The sequence below is a fragment of the Bacillus sp. Au-Bac7 genome (assembly GCF_021341655.1).
GTDB lineage: Bacteria > Bacillota > Bacilli > Bacillales > Cytobacillaceae > Niallia.
In genome coordinates this window covers 18,811-41,916 of the sequence record NZ_JAJTTG010000009.1, presented here as the reverse complement: position 1 = coordinate 41,916, position 23,106 = coordinate 18,811, and the positions used below count along the sequence as shown (strand labels likewise).

Genomic DNA, 23,106 nt, shown 5'->3' with positions numbered 1-23,106 from the left:
GTATGTTCGAACATGCACAAATACAGCTTGACCGCTCTTTTGCGGTTGCAGATAAACAGACGCCGATAGCTGAGATAAAATCGAAACTTCTTGAGTATAATTTTGTCGTTGTGACAGGCGGAACATACTTTATAATCGGCAATTATGAGTACGAAATAATCGCGTTGGCTCCACCGACTGCTCCAATAGGTGAGTGGCTCAAGCGGCTTGAATGGATTCCGTCCTTCGCAGCATTTGCAGAAAGGCTCCCGTATAAAGCTGATTGGCGCCGTCCTGCACTGTGGCTGGAGGATGGGATTCCCGCTGGGATTATAACGGAAAGTACTTGGGTAAATATGCTTGAAGCAGAGCGCCGGCAAACTACTGCTTATTTTCATACATTGGCTGAAACGATCAACGATTCGGTAACTGCTGTTGATGAGGAAGGAATTGTTGTTGGCTGGAATACAACAGCAGAGGAAACCTATAAAATAAAAAAAGAGCATATTATCGGAGCAAAACTCGCTAGTCATTTTAGTGATGAATCACTTGTACTAAAGCGCATTCTAAACGAAGGCTATCCAGTGAGAGGGCAGTATCACAGACCTAATGCGGATACTCATGTGCTGATAAATGCAACACCAGTCATTTTGGATAATAAGATTATAGGCGGGATTGCCTCAGAGCATGATATTACAAAAATGATCAGGCTTAACGAAGAGCTGGACTCTGCGTCGACATTGCTTGTTCAGAAAATAAATCCGTTTTTATCCTTCGACAGCGGAAGTCCGAAGTTTCAGGAATCGCTGAAAGTAGCGCAAAAAATGGCTCATGCAGACATCCCTGTTTTAATTACCGGCGAGGCCGGCTCAGGCAAAGAAATGCTTGCCCAAGCGATTCATTACGGCGGTTCAAAGGCTACTGGTCCATTTGTTAATATCAATTGTTCCGTTATTCCGCCAGGGCTGTTAGAAATTGAGCTTTTTGGCATTGAAAAAGCATCGTTTACCGATGAAAAGCAAAATGTTATCACAGGAAAAATCGAACAGGCTGCAAATGGCACTATCTTTATTGAAAATATTGACAAGATGCCGTTGGCCCTGCAAGAAAAACTGCTCCTGTACTTAGTGGAGAATGCCTTTTACCGAGTGGGAGGGCAGGAAGTGATTTCCTCTTCCACAAGAATAATCGCCTCAGCGTCAAGGTCTGTGGAAAGTCTTCTCAAAGATGGAGAACTGAATGAGAAGTTATTTTATAAACTGTCAGTCATTCATATTTATATTCCCCCGTTAAGAACGAGACGTGAGGATATTGCAGCACTTGTTGAAAGATTTTTAGAGGAATTCAGTGTCAAATATACTAAGCCTGTTCCTGTTGTTGATGACGAAGCAATGGCTTTGTTTGTAAACTATGAATGGCCAGGAAATGTGCGGGAACTGCGAAATACAATTGAACGAATTATCATTTTGCATGATACGAACAGAATTACGCTAGCTCACTTGCCTGATAATCTTATCGAGAACAACGAAGTGGGTAATTCCTTCCTATCTTCTCATGCAAAGATGGATGAAGCGCAAGAAATAGAAGAAGCACTCAAGAAAACATATGGCAACAAAAGTGCAGCGGCAAATCTGTTAGGAATTTCCCGGGGAACGCTTTATAATAAAATAAAAGAATACGGATTAAGCTGATAAAAAACACGAAGCAAAGAAGAACAAATAGTCCTTCTTTGCTCCGTGTTTTTTTATGTCTCTAGCTGGAAGAAACGCCGCAGCAAATACGCAAGCCATTTTCCGTTATGGATATGGCGAATGTTTTCAATAAGCCCATTAATAACAGCAGGGCTCATTGTCTGGTTGTTAGCCTGCTCGATCAACAAATGAAGAGACTCCTTCACATATTCCCCATTACAAGCTTCAGTATTCGAGTTTAGAAGCTTAACGATTGTTTCCTTATCTAATGAAGCGTCTTGCGGTAACTCTATCAGATAAGATAATTCCTCCGTTATAAAAGGTATTGTTTCATGAATGGCAAGCAGGTTTGTTTTCTCTGCTAAAGATTTTGACAAAAGGCAGACATCTAAAGGGAGCTTTGTAAATACAAATAGTTCAGAGTAAGTTTTTAAAAAGCCTTTGATGCAATACAGCAAATCATATTTCACCTGGTCAGCAGATTTTCCGAAAACTTTTTCTATCAAGAGCAGAATCGTGCTGTTTATCAGCTTATCATAGTGATGTAATTTCTTAATAAGATCTGGGCTGACAGAAAAATTATGCTCGTTCATAAATATCTTTCCACGATCAGAATCTTTTTTAAAAGTGGAAAAAACCGAGTGATAAAAGTTATACAGGAAATTGTCATCTACAGGCGTATGTTTGACTTGGTAGTCAAGATTAGAAACTAACTGCTTCATGGCGTCGTCAATCAGTTCGAGAATCAACTCATCCTTTGATTTAAATGATAGATAGAATGCCCCTTTGGAAATCCCGCAGCTTTCTGTTATTTGCTGAACGGAGGTTGTGGCGATTCCTTGCTTGGCGAACAATTCTAATGCAGTGTCCATAATTAATTGTTTTTTAACCATACTCTATTTTAGCTCCTAGCTATAAATGATTTGACAAATGACTGGCTAGTCAGTATTATATGTAATTAGTTCGACAAAGTCAATAAAGGGTAGGTGCAAAAGTGAAAGGGATAGTTAATTTCGTACTGAAGAATAAACTGGCGGTTTGGTTATTGACCATTATTATCACAGCTTCAGGTATTTATTCTGGTACACAAATGAAAACGGAGACGATTCCGGATATTTCGATACCGTACTTAATGGTAACGGGTGTATATCCAGGAGCAACTCCTGAACAAGTAATGAATGATGTATCGATGCCGATTGAACAAGCAGTGGAAGGACTAGAGGATGTTAAGGCCGTCTATTCTAATTCCAGCTCAAGTGTGTCAAGCATACAAGTAGAATATGAGTATGGCATTGACATGGATGAGAAAAAGAGACAGCTTGAATCTGCATTAGATAATGTAACACTTCCAGAAGATGTAGATGCACCGACTGTGTCTGCAATCAGCATGAATATGATGCCGGTTGTTGCATTGTCCATAAGCAGCACAGAAGAGGATATTGTTGATTTGACATCAACAGTGGAGGATGTAATCCTTCCTGATATTGAAAAGCTTGATGGTGTTGCTTCAGCAACTATTTCCGGCCAGCATGTAGAAGAAGTTGACTTCGCCTATAATAAAGAGAAATTGGCTGAGCTGAACCTGACAGAAGATGACGTAAAACAAGTTATTCAAGCAAGCGATATGGCTACATCTTTAGGTCTTTATGAATTTGAAGAAGGTGAAGAGGCTGTATCTGTTGACGGGAAGCTTACATCAATAGATGAATTGAAAGATATGATGATTCCGGTAACACCGACTGCTGAGAACCCTTCACCATTTGTGAAGCTTAGCGATATTGCTACAATTGAGGCTGTCGGCAAGGAAGAATCAATTTCCCGTACAAATGGGGAAAACGCGATTGCTATCCAAATCGTAAAAGGCCAGCAAGCTAATACAGTTGATGTAGTAAACGCTGTTAAGGATCTTGCTGAAGATGAAAAAGATAAAATTGACGGTTTAGTCATTGACGTAACACTTGACCAAGGACAGCCAATTGAAGATTCTGTCCATACTATGATTGAAAAAGCAGTATTCGGCGGATTGATCGCAGTTCTAATCATCCTGCTGTTCTTGCGTGACATTAAATCTACCATTATATCGATTGTTTCCATTCCGGTATCCATTTTCATGGCATTTTTGCTTCTGCATTGGATGGATATCACACTGAACATTATGACGCTAGGAGCCATTACAGTAGCTATTGGTCGTGTAATTGATGACTCCATTGTTGTAGTTGAAAATATTTACAGACGTTTGCATTCTAAAGAAGAGAAGCTTACAGGGCGTGCGTTAGTGCGTGAAGCAACAATTGAGATGTTCAAGCCGATTCTTTCGTCTACATTAGTAACTGTTGCCGTGTTCGCGCCACTTATTTTCGTGGGCGGTATGGTTGGTGAACTGTTTGTGCCGTTTGCATTGACGATGACATTCGCTCTTGGTGCATCATTGATTGTTGCCGTTACAATCGTACCAGCTCTTTCACACTTCTTATTTAAAAAGAAATTATACAGTGAGAAGACAGAAAGCGGACATAAAGAAGTTGGAAAGCTCGCTTTATGGTATAAAGGATTATTAGAAAAAGCATTAAACCATAAAATCATTACGTCTGCCATTGCAGTAATACTTCTTGCAGGAAGCTTGGCACTTACGCCATTGATCGGATTCAGCTTCATGGGCAGCGAAGAAGAAAAAGTCATGTACTTGACGTATACACCAGAAGCTGGTGAAACAGAGAAGCAAACAGCAGATAACATTCAAGTTGTTGAAGATGAAATGCTGAAGCGTGATGATATTGATACAGTTCAAACATCTATTACCGACAGCAGCAATGCAGACATGACCGCTGCGATGATGGGCGGCGGCGCTGGCGGCGGACTTATGTACCTGATCTTTGATCCAGACATGAAAAACTTCTCTGAAGTAAAAGAAGATATTGAAACATATATTGCTGATATTGGCCAGACAGGAGAATGGAAGAGCCAAAACTTCACTTCTATGTCAGGATCTACAAATGAAATCAGCTATACGTTCTATAGTGAGGATTTAACTAAGCTTAATGAGTCAGTAAAAGAAGCTGAAGATATTATGAAGGATAATGACGGTCTTAAAGATGTATCTTCAAGTGCAGAAGCAGCATATGTAGAACATACATTAAAGGTTGATCAGGAAAACCTTCTGCAGTACGGATTGACTACAGGTCAAATCGTTATGGCATTAAGCAATCAAGGTTCAGATGAAGTTCTGACAACTGTTGAGAAAGACGGAAAAGAGCTTGATGTTATTGTAAAACAAGAAGAGAAAGCTACTCCGAAATCACTTGATGAATTGTTGGATACAGAGATAGCAACAGCAACTGGAACGACAATGAAGCTTGAAGATCTTGTGGAAATTGAAGAAGGAACAACACTCAATACACTTGATCGAAGCAAGGGTGAGTATTATGCGACAGTTACTGGAACTATTACAACAGATGATATTTCTAAAGTGACAGCTGAAGTAGATGAAAAAATCAATGATATTGACTTGCCTAGCGGCGTAACGATGGGCGTAGCTGGTGTGTCTGCTGACATGACAGAAACGTTCACACAGCTTGGAGTTGCGATGATTGCTGCAATTGCGATTGTATACTTCATCCTTGTTGTTACCTTCGGTGAAGGTGCTGCACCATTCTCCATTCTATTCTCGTTGCCATTCGCAGTGATTGGCTCGTTCGTAGGATTGTTAATTGCAGGTGAAACAATCTCCGTTTCCGTAATGATGGGTATGCTCATGTTGATAGGTATAGTTGTAACAAACGCGATCGTATTAGTAGACCGAATCATCCATATGGAAAGAGAAGGTATGAACTTGCGTGATGCGATTCTGGAGGCAGGCGCAACCCGACTTCGTCCTATCCTGATGACGGCAATTGCCACAATCGGTGCATTGATTCCACTTGCAATCGGTAACGGCGGAAGCGGAATTATCTCTAAAGGCCTTGGAATTACCGTAATAGGCGGTTTAACAAGTTCGACATTGTTAACACTTCTTATCGTTCCAATCGTCTACGAAATTCTGTCTAAAATGTTTAAGAAAAACCGCAAACAAGTCGAAGAAAATTAATCGACAGAGGGCAGCCGTGATTGGCTGCCCTTTCTTTATTTAATAGGATGAAAATAGGTGCGGAGTGGTGAGTGTCATACGGGATTTGTAGATAAGTCCGAGGGCTCACACGAGATAGGGCGGAGCATTTCGGCACTAGCTGTGTGAAGGTGAAACCATGCAGCGGAATTCAACAGTCTATTCTAAGCTAGACGCTCTTTTTTTTTGCTAAAATTCGTGCTATTAAGACAAAAAGCAACTACAGAAAGGAAATCAATGGTACTTATCCTTTTCGTTATGAAAAAATAGAGTAAACAGCTAAAATAACTCTTGATTTTAATAATTTAATTAATCAAGTTGTTTCGAAAACCACAAAATTAACAAAAGTATAAATAATTAAACCTTAGTTTACGGAGTATAAAATATTAGTTAATGTTTTTGTTAATTAAGATATAAAAATATATTGTTAAATTTATATAATAGTTATTGACAGCGTTTTCAGCTTATTGTATAAATAACATGTAAGGTATTTTCTTATAAAAAGGAGGCTCTGATCAAAATTTAATAGAGCAATTAATTTATCGATTACGTTTTTATATAGTTAATATCAAATACATAAGCAGAAAGAGAAAGGCAATATAGTGATGTGCTAAGAATGATGATTTTCAAGCATTCTCCTTAAAACAGCACAAAACATTTACTGTGCCTTATCGGTACTGTTTGAAAAGTTGCACGTTTATTGCTATATGAACAAATCGATAAAATGCGGCATAAAACTTGTTTTGGTTATAGGGAGAATACAATATATATTTTTCCTGCTGTTTTCTTATCTGTTGCACCAAATGGTTAAGAGGGAGTGGGTTGACGAAAGTGTCAGGATAATCCACTGGATCTTCTTGGATTTTAATTTTTACTAAGAGTATATACATGGCAGTACAAAAAATAATTGGGGGAGTACTGATTATGAAGAAACTGAATTTAATGCTGGCTATTTTGTTGGTTGCAAGTATGTTTCTAGGTGCATGTTCAAGCAAAAGCAGCGGAAATAGTGATGAAAAAGAAATTACTTTTATGTTTAGAGGCGGCGAAGATGAAAAAGCGGCTTATACTGCAGCCATCAAAAAATTTGAAGAGCAGCATGAAGGTGTTAAAGTAAAAATCATCAATACAGATGCTGACCAATACTCTACTAAACTATCTGCAGCTGTATCTGGCGGCAATGTGCCTGATGTGTTCTATCTTGATTCAGGAAGCATTGCAAACTATGTAGATAATGGAATTATCAGAGACATTACCGAGGATGTAGAAAAAGCAGATTTCGATTTGAACAGCTTATGGCAGTTTGGAGTAGACATTTACCGCTATGATGGAGATACAGCAGGTAAAGGAGCACTTTACGGATTACCGAAGGATGTTGGACCTTTTGCTTTAGGATATAACAAAGATATGTTCGAAAAAGCAGGCATTCCAATTCCAGACAAAGATAAAGCGTATACATGGGATGAATTCCTGAAAGTCAGCCAGGAATTGACACAAGATACAGATGGTGACGGAGAAGTAGATCAATGGGCGAGCGGATTTAACGCAACATGGTCATTACAGTCATTTGCATACAGCAATGGCGCTTCTTTCCTAAATGAAGCAGGAGATAAAGTAACAGTGGATACTCCTGAATTTGCAAAATCTCTGCAATTCTTCTCAGATTTGTCAAACAAATATAATACAACGCCAAATTCATCTCAAGCAGAAACACTGGATACTTACCAAAGATGGATGAATGGCGAGCTAGCTTTCTTCCCAGTAGGTCCTTGGGATATGAGCACATACGCTAAGCTTGACTTTGAATATGACTTAATGCCATGGCCGTCAGGTGATGCTGGCAAGTCTGTTGCTTATGTTGGTTCATTAGGACTTGTAGTTTCTGAGATGACTCAATATCCGGAATTGGCTACAGAGTTAGCTATCTACTTATCAGCTGATGAAGAAGCACAGCAAACATTGCTTGATGCACAAGTTCAAATTCCAAACCTTGTCGATATGGCGGAAGAATGGGCTGCTGATACAGAGTCAGTTCCAAACAACAAACAAGAGTTCCTTGATATTGTCCAAGATTATGGTGTGCCTTATCCAACATTTGCGACATACAATTCCCAATGGTTAGATGAGTTCTGGACAAATATTACACCAGTTGTTCAAGGCAAAAAGACGGCAGAAGAATACTTGAAAGAAATTCAGCCGAAAATGCAAAAGCTTCTAGATGAAGCAAACGAACAAGCGAAAATGTCAAAATAATAGATTAATAGGCATCTGTGGCAAGTCGCAGATGCCTATTGCTAAAAGGGGTGAAAAGCATGTCTGGCATTAATCCGGTTGTCGGTACTAAAGATGTAAAGCCGACAAAACCAAAAAAGCAAAAATCCAGCGCACTATATAAGCAGGAACATCGAGTTGCCTTTTTATTCGTACTCGCTCCTGTTATAGGTTTCCTATTATTCTCTGTATATCCGTTTGCCTACTCCATATACGCTTCTTTTACCGATTGGAATGGGTTAAACCGCATGAATTTCGTCGGCTTAGATAACTTTGTTAAACTGTTCCAAGATCCGTACTTTTACCAAACGCTCTATAATACGGTCTTTTATATGATTGGTATTCCAATTGGCCTTGGTTTGGCATTGCTGTTGGCTATTGCGCTAAACAGGGGCTTGCGCGGCACTACATTTTTCAGAACGGTTTACTACATACCAGTTATATCTTCCCTTGCAGCCATTTCCATCATGTGGGCATGGGCATATAATGGGGATTTCGGTTTAGTTAACCAAGTGTTGGAGATTTTCGGAATTCAAGGGCCGAACTGGCTTGAGAATAAGTCAACAGTTAAGCCGGCCATTATTTTAATGGCAGTATGGAAAGGTCTAGGATATTCTATGCTGTTGTATTTGGCTGCTATTCAAAGTGTTTCTAAGTCATTTTATGAAGCAGCAGACTTGGATGGAGCTAACTCATTCCAGAAGTTCTTGAACATAACCTGGCCGATGGTTAAGCCAGTTACATTCTTCTTAGTTATCACAAACATTATCGGCGGTTTCCAAATCTTCACGGAAATCAATATTATGACACCGACTGGCGGCCCTGAATACAGTGCTGCATCCATCGTTTGGTATGTATGGCAAAAAGCCTTTAAGTATTATCAAATGGGTTACGGTTCTGCCATGTCATTGATCTTGTTTATCTTCATTTTCATCGTGACAGTCATTCAATTCTACTTAAATAGAAAATCAGATTATAGCTTGGACTAGGAGGTGTGTTAGTGAATGAAAAAGCAAAAGAGAATTACAGACATAATCGTTTATGTAATCCTGTCGCTTGGTTCAATCTTGATGATTGGTCCTCTGCTTTGGATGATTTCTACTTCGTTAAAGGATAAAACAGGTGTATTTGCCTTACCGCCGCAATGGATACCAGATCCTTTCCAGTTTGATGCCTACACGAAGCTGTTTCAGCTGGACACTTTAGGATATGGGATAAAAAATACCATTATTGTTTCATTGTCTGTAACAATAGTTGGAACCATTACATCAAGTATGGCTGCGTTTGCCTTTGCAAAGCTGAGAATGCCATTTAAGGATTGGATATTTCTAATTTTGTTGGCTTCTATCATGATTCCATATCCAATTATCATGATTCCACAGTTCGTTATGTTCTCAAAAATCGGTTGGGTTGATACACTCCTTCCGCTTATCGTGCCAGGATTGTTCGGTAATATCACGATGATTTTCTTCCTGCGGCAATATTTGGCCAATGTGCCATACTCGCTTATTGAAGCCGCGAAGGTGGATGGAGCCGGATACTTGCAAATATTCTTTAAGCTGATATTCCCGGTCATTCGCCCTGCGGTCGCAGCACAGTTTATTCTTTGGTTTATGGGTGTTTGGAATGACTATTTGGCGCCATTAATTTATTTGAACAGCCCAGAGAAGCAGACATTACAGGTTGTTATCGCGAATTTAAAAGCAACCTATGCGATACAGACAGATTATCCGTTAATCATGGCTGGCTCCGTTGTTTCCTTGCTGCCTGTGCTGATTGTATTCCTGATATTCCAAAAGCAAATTATCGAGTCAGTTGCTTTATCTGGTGTAAAAGGATAAAGGTTAAGGGGGCTTATTAGTTGAAGGAGAATACAAAAAGATGGTTGGAGACTATTCAATCCTATCAATGGGGTACACTTGGGGCACATGACCCTACAATCGTAAAGGAAGATGGCATTTACTATATGTTTGCAACAGACACCTTTTTTGAGGAAAAGCCTACACAAGGGGTGCCGATTAGGAAATCTAATGATCTTGTCCACTGGGAGTTTGCAGGTACTGCATTGGCAGGAATTCCGACAGAGGCGAATGCTTGGTCGAATGCCCGTGGCCTGTGGGCGCCGGAGGTTATTCGTTATAAAGACAAATATTATATGTATTATTCTGCTTCAACATTTGGCAGCACAGTGTCATGCATTGGTCTTGCAACTGCTGAGCATCTTTTGGGGCCATGGAGCGATCAAGGAATTGTTATTAAAACAAATCCAGACTTAGCCAAACATAATGCGATTGACGCTAATATTGTTGTAGATAAGGATGGAAGGTACTGGATGTGTTATGGCTCTTTCTTTGGCGGCATTTATATGACCGAGCTTAATATGGAGACAGGACGTCTAAAAAATGAACAAGATTATGGCACGCTGCTCGCAAAGCGTCCTAAATCTGTTGATACAGCAATTGAAGGTGCCTTCATCTATTATCATGAAGAATTGGATTATTATTACTTGTTTACTTCCTATGATAGTTTGAATGACAGCTATAATGTGAGGGTGGCAAGGTCAAGGGAAATAACAGGACCTTATTTAGATATAAATGGGAACAGTATGTTAGAAACAGAAACCCGGCCGGACTCTATTGGTGTAAAGCTTGTTGGCAGCTATCAATTCAAGGAGGATATCAGCTGGATTGGTCCTGGCCATAACTCTATTTTTACAGAGGGCAAGAAGAATTACATGGTTCACCATGTACGGATTGAAGAGCGTTCTCCGTATCACTTTGCTTTCATTCGGGAGATATTTTGGCTGAACAATGGCTGGCCTGTTGTTTCTCCTGAGCATTATGAAAAAATGGATGCGCATTCGTTGTCAGATAAAGATTTGCTTGGAAAATGGGAGATTATCGCTTTTGATGATACAACTACGATTAAGGAAAGCGAGTTTTTTAACATAAACGAAAGCAACCTGGCAGAGTTCGAGCCATTGGGAGAACAGCAATATCTTCATAAAAAAAGTGGTACTATATTCATTGTTTTTACATGCAAAAACTGGAAAGAAGATAAAGAAGGAATTGGGTTCTCCGGATTAACTCCAAACGGAAACACAATTTTTGGAAAGAGGGTTTAGTATATGGCGTGGTCAAATAAAATCATGATTTATCTGGATAAAGCGGTAAATATCATTTACTTGAATCTGCTTTGGGTTGCTGGCGTGTTGCTTGGACTTGGCTTTTTTGGGGTGTTTCCTGCCACATATGCCTTATTTCATCTGCAAAAAGATGAGGCATATAAAGCGGATTATCCGTCCTATCTGCAAATTGCCAAAAGCTTTTTCACTGCATATAAGAAAGGCTTTATGAAAATGAATGGCTTAGCCCTCATTTATGGAGCGATTCTTTATGTGCTGTGGATTGATATGCAGCTTGTCAAACAAATGGCTATTGGATTGGCAGTGCTCTATTATCCGCTTCTCTTTATCATGATTTATGTTTTGGCTGCCATCGTTTATACATTCCCAGTTGCCATACATACGGAAGGGACATTTAAGCAAAAAGCGAAATTGGTGCTGGCTTTGCCGCTGCTTATGCCATTCCAAAGTATTTTCAGTCTGCTGTTTTTCTTAGTACTGCTGGCAGCAGCTTATAAATTCAGCATTATTCTCCCACTATGCTTCGTTAGCATCTATATCATCTGCATTGAAAGGTTCATATCAGGTGAATTAGTGAAAAAAGGAGCTATTAAAGGAGAAATAATCAAAGAGAACATTTAAAGGGAGATAATGACGATGATTGAGACAACATCTAAATATAATAATCCAATAGTTTTACAGCGTGCAGATCCTTGGGTTTATAAGCATACAGACGGTTATTATTATTTCACAGGCTCTGTTCCTGGTTATCAAGAAATTGAAGTGAGAAGAGCAAAAAGTTTGAATGATCTTGAAAACAGTGAGAAGGCGACTGTTTGGAGAGCACATGAAGAAGGGCCGCAAAGTCAGTTAATCTGGGCACCAGAGATTCACTTCGTGCAAGGCAAATGGTATGTTTATTTTGCGGCAGCACCAAGCAGCCATCCGAAAAACCATATTTTCCAGCATCGCATGTTTGCAATTGAATGTGGTGATGAAAATCCTCTTACAGGTAAATGGGAGGAAAAAGGGCAAGTGAAAACACAACAGGAAAGCTTCTGTCTTGACGCTACCGTGTTTGAACATAATGAAAAACTGTACTATGTTTGGGCACAGAAGGAGCCTGCTATCCCTGGAAACTCTAATCTGTATATTTCTGAAATGGAGAACCCATGGACATTAAAAGGCAAACAGCTTTTGCTGACAATCCCTGAATTTGGCTGGGAAAAAATCGGTTTTCTAGTGAATGAAGGTCCAGCAGTAATAATCCGCAACAATAAAATTTTTATCACTTATTCTGCAAGTGCAACAGATGGAAACTATTGCATGGGTATGCTTTGGGCAGATGCAGATGCAGACCTTTTAGATGGCTACTCGTGGACTAAATCGAAAGAACCTGTTTTCAAAAGTGCGCCAGAAAACGGTCAATTTGGTCCAGGCCATAACAGCTTTACTGTAAGTGAAGACGGTCAAGAAGATATCCTCATTTATCATGCCCGTCCATATACAGAAATGGATGGAGATCCGCTCGATAATCCAGATCGTCATGCCAGAGCACAAGTGTTTACTTGGGATGAGAACGGTTTCCCTGTATTCGGAAAACCGATAGCTAATAATAACTAAAGGTAAGCAAAAAGACAACTAGAAGACCTAGTTGTCTTTTGCCTAGTATCTTGTGTAAATCGATTACAAGAAATTGCATAAAAATAGTACCAGCTCCACCTGCGCTAGGTACCGATGATGACCACGAATGTCATCCAACCTAAAAACAGTATAAATGAAAACGTTTACAATGTCAAACGAAATAACCATATGTCAATGGAAAAATAATCAATGGATAAAAAAGCCATAATCTTTGTCCAAATGCCCATAACGGTTATATACTTATATATAATTCTTTAGAAAGAAGGTGCACATACTTTGGAATATGTTAAATTAGGCAATACTGGCATGGATGTATCTCGACTTTGTCTCGGCTGTATGAGCTTTGGAGTCCCAGAAAGAGGCAGTCACACTTGGGTATTAGATGAGGAGGGGAGCCGTCCGATTATTCAGAAGGCCCTCGAGCTTGGCATTAACTTCTTCGATACAGCAAATGTGTATTCAGATGGAACAAGTGAAGAAATTGTGGGAAGAGCATTAAAAGATTTTGCAAACCGTGATGAAGTTGTCCTTGCTACGAAGGTTCATGGCCGAATGCACCAAGGTCCTAACGGTGCAGGACTCTCCCGCAAGGCAATTATGAGTGAAATCGACAATAGTTTAAGAAGGCTAGGAACAGATTATGTGGACCTTTATCAAATACACCGTTGGGATTATGACACTCCTATTGAGGAAACGATGGAAGCCCTTCATGATGTTGTTAAGGCAGGAAAGGCACGTTATATCGGTGCATCCTCCATGTATGCTTGGCAATTCTTAAAGGCACAGCATGTTGCCGAAAAAAACGGCTGGACAAAATTCATCACCATGCAAAATCATCTTAACCTATTGTACAGGGAAGAAGAACGGGAGATGCTTCCGTTATGCAAAGAAGAAAAAATCGGCGTCATACCGTGGAGTCCTTTAGCAAGAGGCAAATTAACTCGCAACTGGGAAGAGACAACAGCCCGTTCTGAAACGGATGAGTTTGGCAAGTCACTTTATGCTCAAACAGCGGCTGCTGACAAAATAGTTGTTGAACGGGTAGCACAGATTGCAGAAATACATGGAGTATCACGTGCCCAAATCGCACTTGCTTGGGTATTGCAAAAAGAGACAGTCGCATCTCCAATTATTGGATCAACGAAAATGTCTCATTTAGAGGATGCAGTTGCAGCGCTCGCAGTAACATTATCACAGGAAGAAATTGCCCAGCTTGAAGAACCATATATTCCTCATCCTGTATTAGGATTTAAATAAAATATGAAAGAAACCATTCTTGTTGATGGTTTCTTTTTTTAGTGTAAGGGAAATGAAATACTGATAATAAGAACATACTAACACTACCTATACGAGAAAAGCTTACTTAGCAAAAGGTTTAACTTACTAGATAAAGGGTATAAGGCTAAGGTTGATTTTCTTTTCAAAAGGCATAAAGGGAAAAGTTGGGAGTAATTTATTTTTATGAAAAAAGTTTCAATAGTATTTTATATTTCGACAGCATTATTGCTGCTGCTTGTTCTCGTTGGGATTGCAGCACCATCTCTGCTTGAGAATTTAACAAACTCGATACAAAGCTTTATTACAACTAGTTTTGGCTGGTATTATTTAATTGTTGTATCGTTTTTCCTAGTTGTCTGCCTCTATTTATTAGTTAGTCCAGCAGGACGCATCAAGCTTGGAAAACAGGATGATAAGCCTGAGTTTTCGAGAATATCTTGGCTTGCCATGCTGTTTAGTGCAGGCATGGGGATTGGACTAGTGTTTTATGGGACAGCAGAACCGATAAGCCATTATGCGATAAGTTCACCAACTGGAGAGATAGGGACAGATCAAGGCATGAAGGACGCAATGAGATATACCTTTTTCCATTGGGGCATTCATGCATGGGCGATTTACGGGCTTGTTGCCCTTTGTTTAGCATACTTTACTTTTCGCAAAGGGAATGTTTCATTAATTAGTGCCACTATAAAGCCTATTATTGGTAAAAGGTCAGACGGGATTGCAGGTAAAGCTGTTGACACGATTGCTGTTATTGCCACCGTACTCGGAGTTGCTACAACACTTGGTTTTGGAGCGGTTCAAATCAATGGAGGACTTTCCTTTGTATATGGTGTACCTTCAAGTATAATGACACAATTCATTATTATATGTATTGTAACAGCCTTGTTTATTTATTCAGCATTGAGCGGTCTTGGAAAAGGAATCAAAATCTTAAGCAATGCCAATATGATTTTAGCTGGTATTTTGTTTTTGCTGTTATTTCTCGTTGGGCCAACCTTGTTTACATTAAATCTATTTACAGATACTTTAGGATCGTATCTACAAAATCTCGTGAATATGAGCTTCCGTATTGCTCCTTTGAACCAGGAGAATAGAACATGGATTAACAGTTGGACGATTTTTTATTGGGCGTGGTGGATTGCATGGTCGCCATTTGTTGGTGTCTTTATCGCAAGAATCTCGAAAGGAAGAACAATCAGAGAGTTTGTTGCATATGTATTGTTCATTCCAGCAGTAATTGGTTTTCTTTGGTTCTCGGTATTCGGAGGGACTGCGATGCTGTTGGAGCATGATACACCTGGATTAATTTCTGGGCTGGCAACAGAAGAATCATTATTTGGTGTGTTAGAGAATTATCCATTAAGCAGAACCCTTTCTATCTTGGCGATTGTATTAATTGCTGTGTTTTTCATCACATCTGCTGATTCTGGAACCTTTGTTCTTGCGATGATGACTACTAATGGCTCTCTTAACCCGAGTAATCGTCTAAAGGTAATTTGGGGAGTTTTATTAGCAGCAATGGCACTTGTGCTCCTTTATTCTGGTGGCCTGCAAGCATTGCAAAATACGATGATTATAGCAGCATTGCCATTCTCGATTATAATAGCGTTAATGGCAATAAGCTTATTGAAGTCAGTCAATCAGGAAGTTAAGGAGTTCAGGCTCGCTAATTTAAAAAGTAAAAGCAATCCTAAAGGATAGGATTGCTTTTTTTTCATAAAAAGTTGTGCTTCTTGTTCAGACAAGCTACACTTTAGAAAGATTATGAAAAGCAAGGAGATACTATGAACAATTATAAAATGATCATTCAATATGATGGCGGCAGATACAGAGGATGGCAGCGCCTCGGCAACGGAGACAGCTCCATCCAAGGGAAAATCGAAAACGTTCTGACTGAGATGGCTGGTGAAGAGGTGCAAATAATTGGCTGCAGCAGAACAGATGCTGGCGTCCATGCAATGGAGCAAATTGCGAATTTTAAAATAAAAACTTCGATGAGTGAGTTACAAATAAAGGCGTATTTAAACAAATATTTGCCGAACGATATAAGTGTTCTTCATCTAGAAACAGTTCCTGACCGTTTTCATGCCCGCTATAATGCGAAGGATAAAACATATTTATATAAAATTTGGAACGAGGAGCATACGAACCCTTTCATGCGCAAATACAGCATGCATGTCGACCAAAAGCTCGATATCTCGAATATGAAAGAAGCGGCCAGCCATTTTTTAGGAAGTCATGATTTCACTGCTTATTCTAATGCGAAAAGCAAAAAAAAATCAATGGTCCGCGAAATATACGCTATATCGATAGAAAAAGAAAACGGGTTTCTCCATATAAGAGTAAGAGGCGATGGCTTTTTATACAATATGGTAAGGAAAATCGTCGGCACATTAATTGAGGTCGGTTTAAATACAATAAAGCCTGATCAAATTCCTGCTATCATTGAATCAAAAGAAAGAGTCCAAACAGGCCTAATGGCAGAAGCAGCCGGCTTATATTTAGAAAAAGTTGAATTTTAATGTTCGAAAGGAAGCTATGATTATTAGCTTCCTTTTTTTGCCTTGATAAGCATAATGATTGCTTTTTACGTAGGATTGGAGTAAGGTTATGTTCGTTAATTATACCAATTGGTATAAAAAGTGAACTTATTTTATCTTATTTATATAGATTTTTATTTTATTAGGTGATTAGGGGGGAAACAAACAATGGGGATTGTAGTTGTGGAAATATGTGATGGCAGCTTAATCACTGCTGTCCCGCTTGAGGAAATCCTCGAATCAGAATATCCAGAAGTAGCAGTGATTGAGAATACCTGTCTTTCTTTCTGTGGCATGTGTGCAAAGAGACCTTACGCTATCGTTAACGGTAAAAGAATTTTTGCGAAAACTGCTGAAGAATGCGTAGCATTAATTAAAAACCAGATTGAAGCAGAGTTAGCATTATATGCTTAACATCAGAAGTACTGGCATATAGTGAAAAAGGGGTGGGAGAAATGGAAAAAGAGTTAGTAGATCAACAAAAAGAGGTTTTTCAAAGGGATGTTAAGGAACATTGGTATGTTCAATATGAGGAAGCAGAATTCCCAGCCATTCAGAAAGGGTGGGTGCTGCCTGTAGAAAGATGGAAGGATTTTGACCCATTTATTTTAATGGCAGAGGATTGGTTTAAAAGGGGAACATTCTCAGACCATCCCCATCGCGGCTTCCAAACCATCACATATGTTGTAGACGGAAGATTAGAGCATATTGATAATGGCGGAGGACGAGATATTCTTGAACCTGGGGATGTGCAATATATGAATGCTGGCTGGGCGGCTAGACATGCAGAAGAAGGGGTGGGCGATGATATTGCTCATACATTGCAGTTATGGCTGAATCTGCCGAAGAATCTAAAGCACAGTGAGACATTTTATCAAAATGTATATAGTGAGGATGCGCCTACTGTTGATTTCAATGGCGGAAAAATAAAGGTGTTTTCAGGAGATATCGCAGGCGTTCAAGGTCCCCTACATTCTCTTGTTCCTATTACATTGTCAGAAATAACTTTAGAAGAGGGAGCAAGCTATGTTCATCACATGCCAGAAAACCATAATGCTTTTTTATATGTGTTGTCAGGTGATATGGATTTTGGTATTAATCGTGTGAATTTACAAAAGCATGGTACAGCTACATTGACTTATGCAGAACATGGAACAGCAGACAAGCTGAGTGAACTTACCGTTAAAGCAAATCAACGAAGATCAAAGGTGCTTATTTATTCAGGAGCACCAATAAACGAAGAAATTGTACCATACGGTCCATTTGTTATGAATACGATGGAGGAGATAAAACAGGCCTTCCGCGATTTCCATCACGGGGAGTTCGGACCGCCGGCTAAATGAGCGAAAGGAGCATAGCTAGTGCTATGCTCCTTTATATTTACTAAAAAAGGAGACAACCTCCGTATGTCACAGAGGTTGTCTTTTTTAAAACTTAACAAGAAATCTGCAGTGGCTGTCGCCATCTGTTCTGCAGCAAGACCTGCTGATATTTTCTGTTTTGAGGACATCTTTAAACATTTCTGTTTCACATTTGCAGGCAATTTTAAATTCCTTCGCAACCTCAAGAATAGGGCAATTATATTCAATCAGCTCATATGTGTTTTCCTCGAGCTGGTTTAACTCTGCCATATAGCCTTTTTCATTTTGGATTTTTGTGATTTCCTTCATCTTTTGAAGTGGTTCCTTACTGTCCATTCTGACAGCATATTCGTGAATAAGCCGAGCCTCTCTTTTCTCAAATAAGCGCTGTACGGAGCCATCGCCATACAGCTCCTCGATATCCCGCAAAAAACCAATGCTGATTCCTTCATAATTTTTCGGGAAATGCATTTCAGCCTTTTCTGTTAGAGAGTATAGCTGCATCGGTCTTCCCATGGATTGCTTGAATTCCTTCGTTTGAATCATACCATCCTTTTCCATGATAGTAAGATGCTTGCGAACAGCCATATGGGTAATTTCAAGGCGCTTAGTTAAGTCACTAACAGTGAGTGAGCCTTCTTTTTTTAGAAGATGAAGTATTTTGTCTTTCGTATTTTTTTGTTTTGTGTCCATCTATATAACCTCCATTAACCAGTTGGAGTAATCCTTCCTTGTGAACGACAAGCAAAGCAGCCGATTTTATTAATTATACCATAAAGTATAAAATGTTAACATTTTTATGATTAACAGCATAGAATGGGCAGATAAGGTGAAAAAAGTGGAAAAAATCAATTGCAATTTTGTGGTTGATAGGTTATTCTTTAACTATACTTTTTATACTAATAAGTATAAATACTACATATTTAGGGGGATTACAAAATGTCAAAATATGAACTGCCAGCATTAAACTATGATTTTTCTGCATTAGAGCCTCAAATCGACAAAAGTACAATGGAGATCCATCACGGCAAGCATCACCAAACATATGTGAATAACTTAAATGCTGCTTTAGAAGGAAAAGCTGATTTACAAGAAAAATCTCTAGAAGAATTGTTAAGTAATTTAGATTCAGTGCCAGAGGAAATTAGAACTGCTGTAAGAAATAACGGAGGCGGCCATCTTAACCATACTTTGTTCTGGGAAGTAATCGCACCAGCAAAAGAAGGAAATGCGCCTTTAGGGGAATTGGCTGAAGCAATTACAGAAGCGTTTGGAAGCTTCGATGAGTTCAAAAAAGCGTTCGCTCAAAGTGCGACTACTCGCTTTGGTTCAGGCTGGGCATGGCTTGTTGTTAATGAAGAAGGAAAGCTTGCAGTTACTAGCACTCCAAACCAAGATAACCCAATTATGGAAGGCAACAATGCAATCCTAGGCTTGGATGTTTGGGAGCATGCTTACTACTTGAACTATCAAAACAGAAGACCTGATTATATTTCCAGCTTCTTTGAAATTATTAATTGGGATGCTGTTGCAGAAAAATACGCAAGCTTTAAAAAATAAGCTTGAATTGTGAGATGTCCTTTTTAGTGAGGGCATCTTTTTTCAAAAATAAAAGGGAGGCAATCAAGATGAAGCTTGTCGGTATCTCCGGTTCTCTTGTCGGAACCAAAACAGCAAAAGCAGTCTATGAAGTGCTAGCAGCAGCAAAATCTGCTGACCCAAGCATAGAAACAGAGCTGATAGACCTTAAGGAATTTGAGGTTGAATTTGTAAAGGGAACTCCGCTTAGCTATTACAAGGACGACACGATAAAAGTAGTGAAGACTGTATTGTCTGCAGATGCTTTAGTTATTGGCAGCCCTATTTATCAGGCATCTATACCAGGTGCTTTAAAGAATCTGTTTGATCATTTGCCTGTTGATGCTTTTGAAGGAAAGGTAACAGGTATTGTTATGACTGGCGGTACGGATAAGCATTTCTTAGTGGCAGAACATCAGCTAAAACCCATTCTCAGCTACTTAAAGGGTCTTATCCCGACAACGAATGTGTTTGTTCATAATGATGATTTCAATCAGGATAATGAATTGGCTAGTAGCGAAGTGTCAGCTAGAATAAAGAGCTTAGCGAGTGAGCTGATTGTACTGCAAAAAGGCTATGCCGGGAAATAAAAAAGAGATGTAGGGGGAATACTCCCAAACATCTCTTTTTTTGAACTTATTTAAAAAGCACGCTGACAGGCTTTTGCTCGTAAACCCGAGAAATAGCGTCGCTTAATAACGGAGCGATTGTCAGCTGTGTGATTTTGCTGATTTTTTTCTCTTCTGACAGCGGAATGCTGTTTGTAACAATCAATTCTTTCAGATGTGACTCTGTAATGTTTTCGATTGCCCGCTCTGACAGCACAGGATGTGTGCAGCATGCGTAGACTTCCTTTGCACCATTATCAAGGAGTGCTTTTGTAGCGGTTGTGATTCTGTATGCTGTGTCGATAATGTCATCGACAATAATCGCTGTTTTTCCTTCAATGTTTCCAACGATATTAACTTCACGAGATTCTCCAAAATCCCTAGGGCCCCGTTTATCAATGATAGCAATTGGAGCTTTCAGGCGGTCTGCCAATTCCCGTGCTCTAGTCGTGCTTCCATGATCTGGTGCAACAACAACGACATCATTAGCAAACTCTTTTGTTAGTAAGTATTGCGCTAATATCGGCATTGCGACAAGCTGGTCAACTGGAATATTAAAGAAGCCTTGTGTTTGCGGTGCATGGAGGTCCATTGTAATGACGCGGTCAGCTCCCGATTTCTGGATGAGGTTTGCAATCAGCTTCGCAGTGATTGGTTCCCTCGGCTGAGCTTTTCTGTCTTGGCGTGCATACGCATAATATGGCATAACAACATTGATGCATTTGACAGAAGCCCGTTTAAGGGCGTCAATCATAATAAGCAGCTCCATAATACTTTGGTTTACAGGGTCGCTTGTCGGTTGAATAACAAATACATCACAGCCGCGCACGCTTTCTTCTATATTGATTTGAATTTCTCCATCACTGAATTTTTTAACAGAACATTTTCCAAGCTCTGTTCCCAAATTTTCGACAATTTCTTGTGCTAGCTCTGGATTGGCGTTTAAGGAGAATACTTTTAACTTAGATCCTTTATATGTATTTGGCAACTCGGTTTCCTCCTATAACAGTTCATTATTAGTAGTATGTGCAGCGTTTTCAAAAAAAACTGCCTCTATAAAGTATTGTAGGGTACTGGATGTGTCAATGCAACCAGTTATGTGAATATTTCCTCCTAATAGTCTTCTTTGACTAAAACTGTCAGCATCAACTAAGATAATAGGAGGTTATGGCGTATTTTGGCAAGGGATGTGTATAAATTGAAAATTTTATTAGTGGAAGATGATAGAACAATCGCAGTTGGCCTTGAATACAGTTTAAATCAAGACAATTACGAAACAATTGTTTGTCATACTGCAGAAACGGCCAAACAAACAATGCAAGATGGTCTGGACCAAATAGATTTATGTATCTTTGATTTGTCATTGCCAGATGGCAGCGGCTATGAACTATGTGAATTCGTAAAACAGCGCTGTGACAAGCCTGTTATTTTTTTAACAGCATTAGATGATGAAGTGAATGTAGTTATGGGACTGGATATGGGAGCAGATGATTACATAACAAAGCCTTTTCGCGTTCGTGAATTACTTTCTAGAATTAAATCGGTGTTACGCAGATATAACAAGCATGCACAAACAAAGCCTGTTATTGATATTAATCCTATTTCTATTAATACATTGGAAGGCAAGGTATACAAAAGTGGGGAAGAAGTATTAGTGACTGCGTTAGAATACCGGTTACTCCTAATATTGGCTAATCATGCCGGCCAAGTGCTGACAAGATCTCAGCTGCTTGAAAGGATTTGGGATGTAGCCGGGGACTTTGTCAATGACAACACATTGACGGTCTATATTAAAAGACTGAGAGAAAAGCTAGAGGATGATCCACAAAAGCCGGAACTTATTAAAACAGTTCGAGGCTTAGGATACAAGGTTGGTGATTAAATGCTTCGCAACCGAGAATTGCTTATTAACTTACTGATCCTTTCTGCCATAGCTCTGATGTCTACTATATTTTTCTATTTGTTTATTTCTCGAGCTGCCGCGATTTATGTATTTGCAGTTAGTCTGCTTTTCATAAGTGTCCAGGCTGTGTTTACCTATTGGCGCTACCGGGAAATCGCCCGTCTAAGTAGCTATTTGCGTAGAATAACGAATGGAGACTACCAGTTTGACATAAGAGATAATCATGAAGGAGAGCTGAGCATTTTAAAAAGTGAGATATATAAAGTCACATTAATGCTCTCCCAGCAAGGCTCTTCCTTAAAAAAAGATAAGTCAACATTGACAGATGCCATTTCGGATATTTCCCATCAATTAAAGACACCATTAACCTCGATGATGGTTATGGCAGATTTATTAAGCAGTAAAAACTTAGACGAGGAAAAACGAAATGAGTTTACAAGAAATATTCGTATTCAGCTTGAGCGGATTGACTGGCTCGTATCCTCTTTATTAAAGCTGTCCAAAATAGATGCCGGTTCTATTTCCTTTAAGCAAGAAAAGGTATCTGTTGTACAAATGCTTGAGAAAGCTGCTGAAGCTGTTCTGATTCCTATGGATATTAAGCAGCAGACATTAAAGCTTTCAGGCAAAAAGGATGTGAGCTTTCAGGGAGATTTAAATTGGACGGCAGAAGCACTTCTAAATATCTTGAAAAACGGGGTTGAACATACGGCAGAAGGCGGGGAAATTGCTATTTCCTTTATGGAGAATGCTCTGTTTACTGAAATATCCATTTATGATAATGGGAAGGGCATACCAAAAAAGGATCTTCCCTACATATTTAAGCGTTTTTATAGAGGAGCTAATGCCGGCGAAGATAGTGTTGGGATTGGTCTTGCCATGTCATACAGTATCATTTCGGCGCAAAACGGAGATATAGAGGTATCAAGTAAAGAAGGCAAGGGCACAACATTTACTATTAAATTTTATAAGCAATCCACAAAAAGCGTTAAGTGACTAAATTGTCACTTTCCTAGTCACCGCT

At 39.4% G+C, this 23,106-nt stretch carries 20 protein-coding genes; 17 read left to right on the top strand and 3 right to left on the bottom strand.

Translation table 11 applies throughout. The features are described from left to right. The first annotated feature begins 2 nt into the window (after nucleotides 1–2). On the top strand, nucleotides 3–1,670 hold the full coding sequence (locus LXM54_RS20605) for a sigma-54 interaction domain-containing protein (protein WP_233317118.1): 1,668 nt from the start codon (nucleotides 3–5) through the stop codon (nucleotides 1,668–1,670). 53 nt (nucleotides 1,671–1,723) lie between these two features. On the opposite strand, the gene LXM54_RS20600 is transcribed toward LXM54_RS20605, so the two are convergent. Beyond that, on the bottom strand, nucleotides 1,724–2,563 hold the full coding sequence (locus LXM54_RS20600) for a TetR/AcrR family transcriptional regulator (RefSeq protein ID WP_233317117.1): 840 nt from the start codon (nucleotides 2,561–2,563) through the stop codon (nucleotides 1,724–1,726). Nucleotides 2,564–2,664: 101 nt separating this feature from the next. On the opposite strand from LXM54_RS20600, the gene LXM54_RS20595 reads away from it, so the two are divergent. The 12 genes from LXM54_RS20595 (at nucleotide 2,665) to LXM54_RS20540 (ending at nucleotide 17,975) form a co-directional block, all read left to right on the top strand. Then, complete coding sequence (locus LXM54_RS20595; protein ID WP_233317116.1) at nucleotides 2,665–5,754, top strand: efflux RND transporter permease subunit; 3,090 nt, start codon at nucleotides 2,665–2,667, stop codon at nucleotides 5,752–5,754. A 942-nt stretch (nucleotides 5,755–6,696) separates the two neighbouring features. Further along, complete coding sequence (locus LXM54_RS20590; RefSeq protein ID WP_233317115.1) at nucleotides 6,697–8,025, top strand: ABC transporter substrate-binding protein; 1,329 nt, start codon at nucleotides 6,697–6,699, stop codon at nucleotides 8,023–8,025. Between the two features lie 59 nt (nucleotides 8,026–8,084). Then, nucleotides 8,085–9,032 (top strand): carbohydrate ABC transporter permease, encoded by a 948-nt coding sequence (locus LXM54_RS20585; RefSeq protein ID WP_233317114.1) that lies wholly within the window; start codon nucleotides 8,085–8,087, stop codon nucleotides 9,030–9,032. Between the two features lie 15 nt (nucleotides 9,033–9,047). Next, nucleotides 9,048–9,884, top strand: coding sequence for a carbohydrate ABC transporter permease (locus LXM54_RS20580; RefSeq protein WP_127735451.1), 837 nt, complete (start codon nucleotides 9,048–9,050; stop codon nucleotides 9,882–9,884). Between the two features lie 20 nt (nucleotides 9,885–9,904). Then, nucleotides 9,905–11,167, top strand: a complete 1,263-nt coding sequence (locus LXM54_RS20575) for an arabinan endo-1,5-alpha-L-arabinosidase (protein WP_233317113.1) — start codon at nucleotides 9,905–9,907, stop codon at nucleotides 11,165–11,167. 3 nt (nucleotides 11,168–11,170) lie between these two features. Continuing rightward, nucleotides 11,171–11,809, top strand: coding sequence for a YesL family protein (locus LXM54_RS20570; RefSeq protein ID WP_233317112.1), 639 nt, complete (start codon nucleotides 11,171–11,173; stop codon nucleotides 11,807–11,809). Nucleotides 11,810–11,818: 9 nt separating this feature from the next. Continuing rightward, complete coding sequence (locus LXM54_RS20565; RefSeq protein WP_396953773.1) at nucleotides 11,819–12,790, top strand: glycoside hydrolase family 43 protein; 972 nt, start codon at nucleotides 11,819–11,821, stop codon at nucleotides 12,788–12,790. 297 nt (nucleotides 12,791–13,087) lie between these two features. Next, complete coding sequence (locus LXM54_RS20560) at nucleotides 13,088–14,068, top strand: aldo/keto reductase (protein WP_233317110.1); 981 nt, start codon at nucleotides 13,088–13,090, stop codon at nucleotides 14,066–14,068. A 204-nt stretch (nucleotides 14,069–14,272) separates the two neighbouring features. Then, entirely contained in the window at nucleotides 14,273–15,793 is a 1,521-nt protein-coding gene (locus tag LXM54_RS20555; protein WP_233317109.1) for a glycine betaine uptake BCCT transporter, read from the top strand. 83 nt (nucleotides 15,794–15,876) lie between these two features. Then, nucleotides 15,877–16,614, top strand: a complete 738-nt coding sequence (gene truA, locus LXM54_RS20550) for a tRNA pseudouridine(38-40) synthase TruA (protein WP_233317108.1) — start codon at nucleotides 15,877–15,879, stop codon at nucleotides 16,612–16,614. Nucleotides 16,615–16,800: 186 nt separating this feature from the next. Continuing rightward, nucleotides 16,801–17,046: a DUF1450 domain-containing protein gene (locus tag LXM54_RS20545; protein WP_233317107.1), complete on the top strand. Its 246-nt coding sequence runs from the start codon at nucleotides 16,801–16,803 to the stop codon at nucleotides 17,044–17,046. A gap of 41 nt (nucleotides 17,047–17,087) precedes the next feature. After that, nucleotides 17,088–17,975 (top strand): pirin family protein, encoded by an 888-nt coding sequence (locus tag LXM54_RS20540; RefSeq protein WP_233317106.1) that lies wholly within the window; start codon nucleotides 17,088–17,090, stop codon nucleotides 17,973–17,975. A gap of 84 nt (nucleotides 17,976–18,059) precedes the next feature. Here LXM54_RS20540 and LXM54_RS20535 read toward each other — a convergent pair whose 3' ends face one another. Continuing rightward, nucleotides 18,060–18,686, bottom strand: coding sequence for a helix-turn-helix transcriptional regulator (locus tag LXM54_RS20535; protein ID WP_233317105.1), 627 nt, complete (start codon nucleotides 18,684–18,686; stop codon nucleotides 18,060–18,062). 246 nt (nucleotides 18,687–18,932) lie between these two features. Here LXM54_RS20535 and LXM54_RS20530 point away from each other — a divergent pair, with 246 nt between their 5' ends. Beyond that, nucleotides 18,933–19,553 (top strand): superoxide dismutase, encoded by a 621-nt coding sequence (locus tag LXM54_RS20530; protein WP_233317104.1) that lies wholly within the window; start codon nucleotides 18,933–18,935, stop codon nucleotides 19,551–19,553. A 68-nt stretch (nucleotides 19,554–19,621) separates the two neighbouring features. After that, nucleotides 19,622–20,161 (top strand): NADPH-dependent FMN reductase, encoded by a 540-nt coding sequence (locus LXM54_RS20525; RefSeq protein ID WP_233317103.1) that lies wholly within the window; start codon nucleotides 19,622–19,624, stop codon nucleotides 20,159–20,161. A gap of 46 nt (nucleotides 20,162–20,207) precedes the next feature. On the opposite strand, the gene LXM54_RS20520 is transcribed toward LXM54_RS20525, so the two are convergent. Further along, entirely contained in the window at nucleotides 20,208–21,167 is a 960-nt protein-coding gene (locus LXM54_RS20520) for a ribose-phosphate diphosphokinase (protein WP_233317102.1), read from the bottom strand. 210 nt (nucleotides 21,168–21,377) lie between these two features. Here LXM54_RS20520 and LXM54_RS20515 point away from each other — a divergent pair, with 210 nt between their 5' ends. Beyond that, a complete protein-coding gene (locus tag LXM54_RS20515; RefSeq protein ID WP_233317101.1) occupies nucleotides 21,378–22,061 on the top strand; it encodes a response regulator transcription factor in 684 nt (227 codons plus the stop codon). Further along, nucleotides 22,062–23,078, top strand: coding sequence for a sensor histidine kinase (locus LXM54_RS20510; RefSeq protein ID WP_233317100.1), 1,017 nt, complete (start codon nucleotides 22,062–22,064; stop codon nucleotides 23,076–23,078). Nucleotides 23,079–23,106: the final 28 nt, after the last annotated feature.

Excerpts from the sequence above, each read along its gene's own strand:
- LXM54_RS20605 (WP_233317118.1), top strand. The coding sequence starts at position 3 with ATGTTCGAACATGCACAAATACAGCTTGACCGCTCTTTTGCGGTTGCA.
- LXM54_RS20600 (WP_233317117.1), bottom strand. The coding sequence starts at position 2,563 with ATGGTTAAAAAACAATTAATTATGGACACTGCATTAGAATTGTTCGCC.
- LXM54_RS20590 (WP_233317115.1), top strand. The coding sequence starts at position 6,697 with ATGAAGAAACTGAATTTAATGCTGGCTATTTTGTTGGTTGCAAGTATG.
- LXM54_RS20585 (WP_233317114.1), top strand. The coding sequence starts at position 8,085 with ATGTCTGGCATTAATCCGGTTGTCGGTACTAAAGATGTAAAGCCGACA.
- LXM54_RS20580 (WP_127735451.1), top strand. The coding sequence starts at position 9,048 with ATGAAAAAGCAAAAGAGAATTACAGACATAATCGTTTATGTAATCCTG.
- LXM54_RS20570 (WP_233317112.1), top strand. The coding sequence starts at position 11,171 with ATGGCGTGGTCAAATAAAATCATGATTTATCTGGATAAAGCGGTAAAT.
- LXM54_RS20565 (WP_396953773.1), top strand. The coding sequence starts at position 11,819 with ATGACGATGATTGAGACAACATCTAAATATAATAATCCAATAGTTTTA.
- LXM54_RS20555 (WP_233317109.1), top strand. The coding sequence starts at position 14,273 with ATGAAAAAAGTTTCAATAGTATTTTATATTTCGACAGCATTATTGCTG.
- truA (WP_233317108.1), top strand. The coding sequence starts at position 15,877 with ATGAACAATTATAAAATGATCATTCAATATGATGGCGGCAGATACAGA.
- LXM54_RS20545 (WP_233317107.1), top strand. The coding sequence starts at position 16,801 with ATGGGGATTGTAGTTGTGGAAATATGTGATGGCAGCTTAATCACTGCT.
- LXM54_RS20540 (WP_233317106.1), top strand. The coding sequence starts at position 17,088 with ATGGAAAAAGAGTTAGTAGATCAACAAAAAGAGGTTTTTCAAAGGGAT.
- LXM54_RS20535 (WP_233317105.1), bottom strand. The coding sequence starts at position 18,686 with ATGGACACAAAACAAAAAAATACGAAAGACAAAATACTTCATCTTCTA.
- LXM54_RS20530 (WP_233317104.1), top strand. The coding sequence starts at position 18,933 with ATGTCAAAATATGAACTGCCAGCATTAAACTATGATTTTTCTGCATTA.
- LXM54_RS20525 (WP_233317103.1), top strand. The coding sequence starts at position 19,622 with ATGAAGCTTGTCGGTATCTCCGGTTCTCTTGTCGGAACCAAAACAGCA.
- LXM54_RS20510 (WP_233317100.1), top strand. The coding sequence starts at position 22,062 with ATGCTTCGCAACCGAGAATTGCTTATTAACTTACTGATCCTTTCTGCC.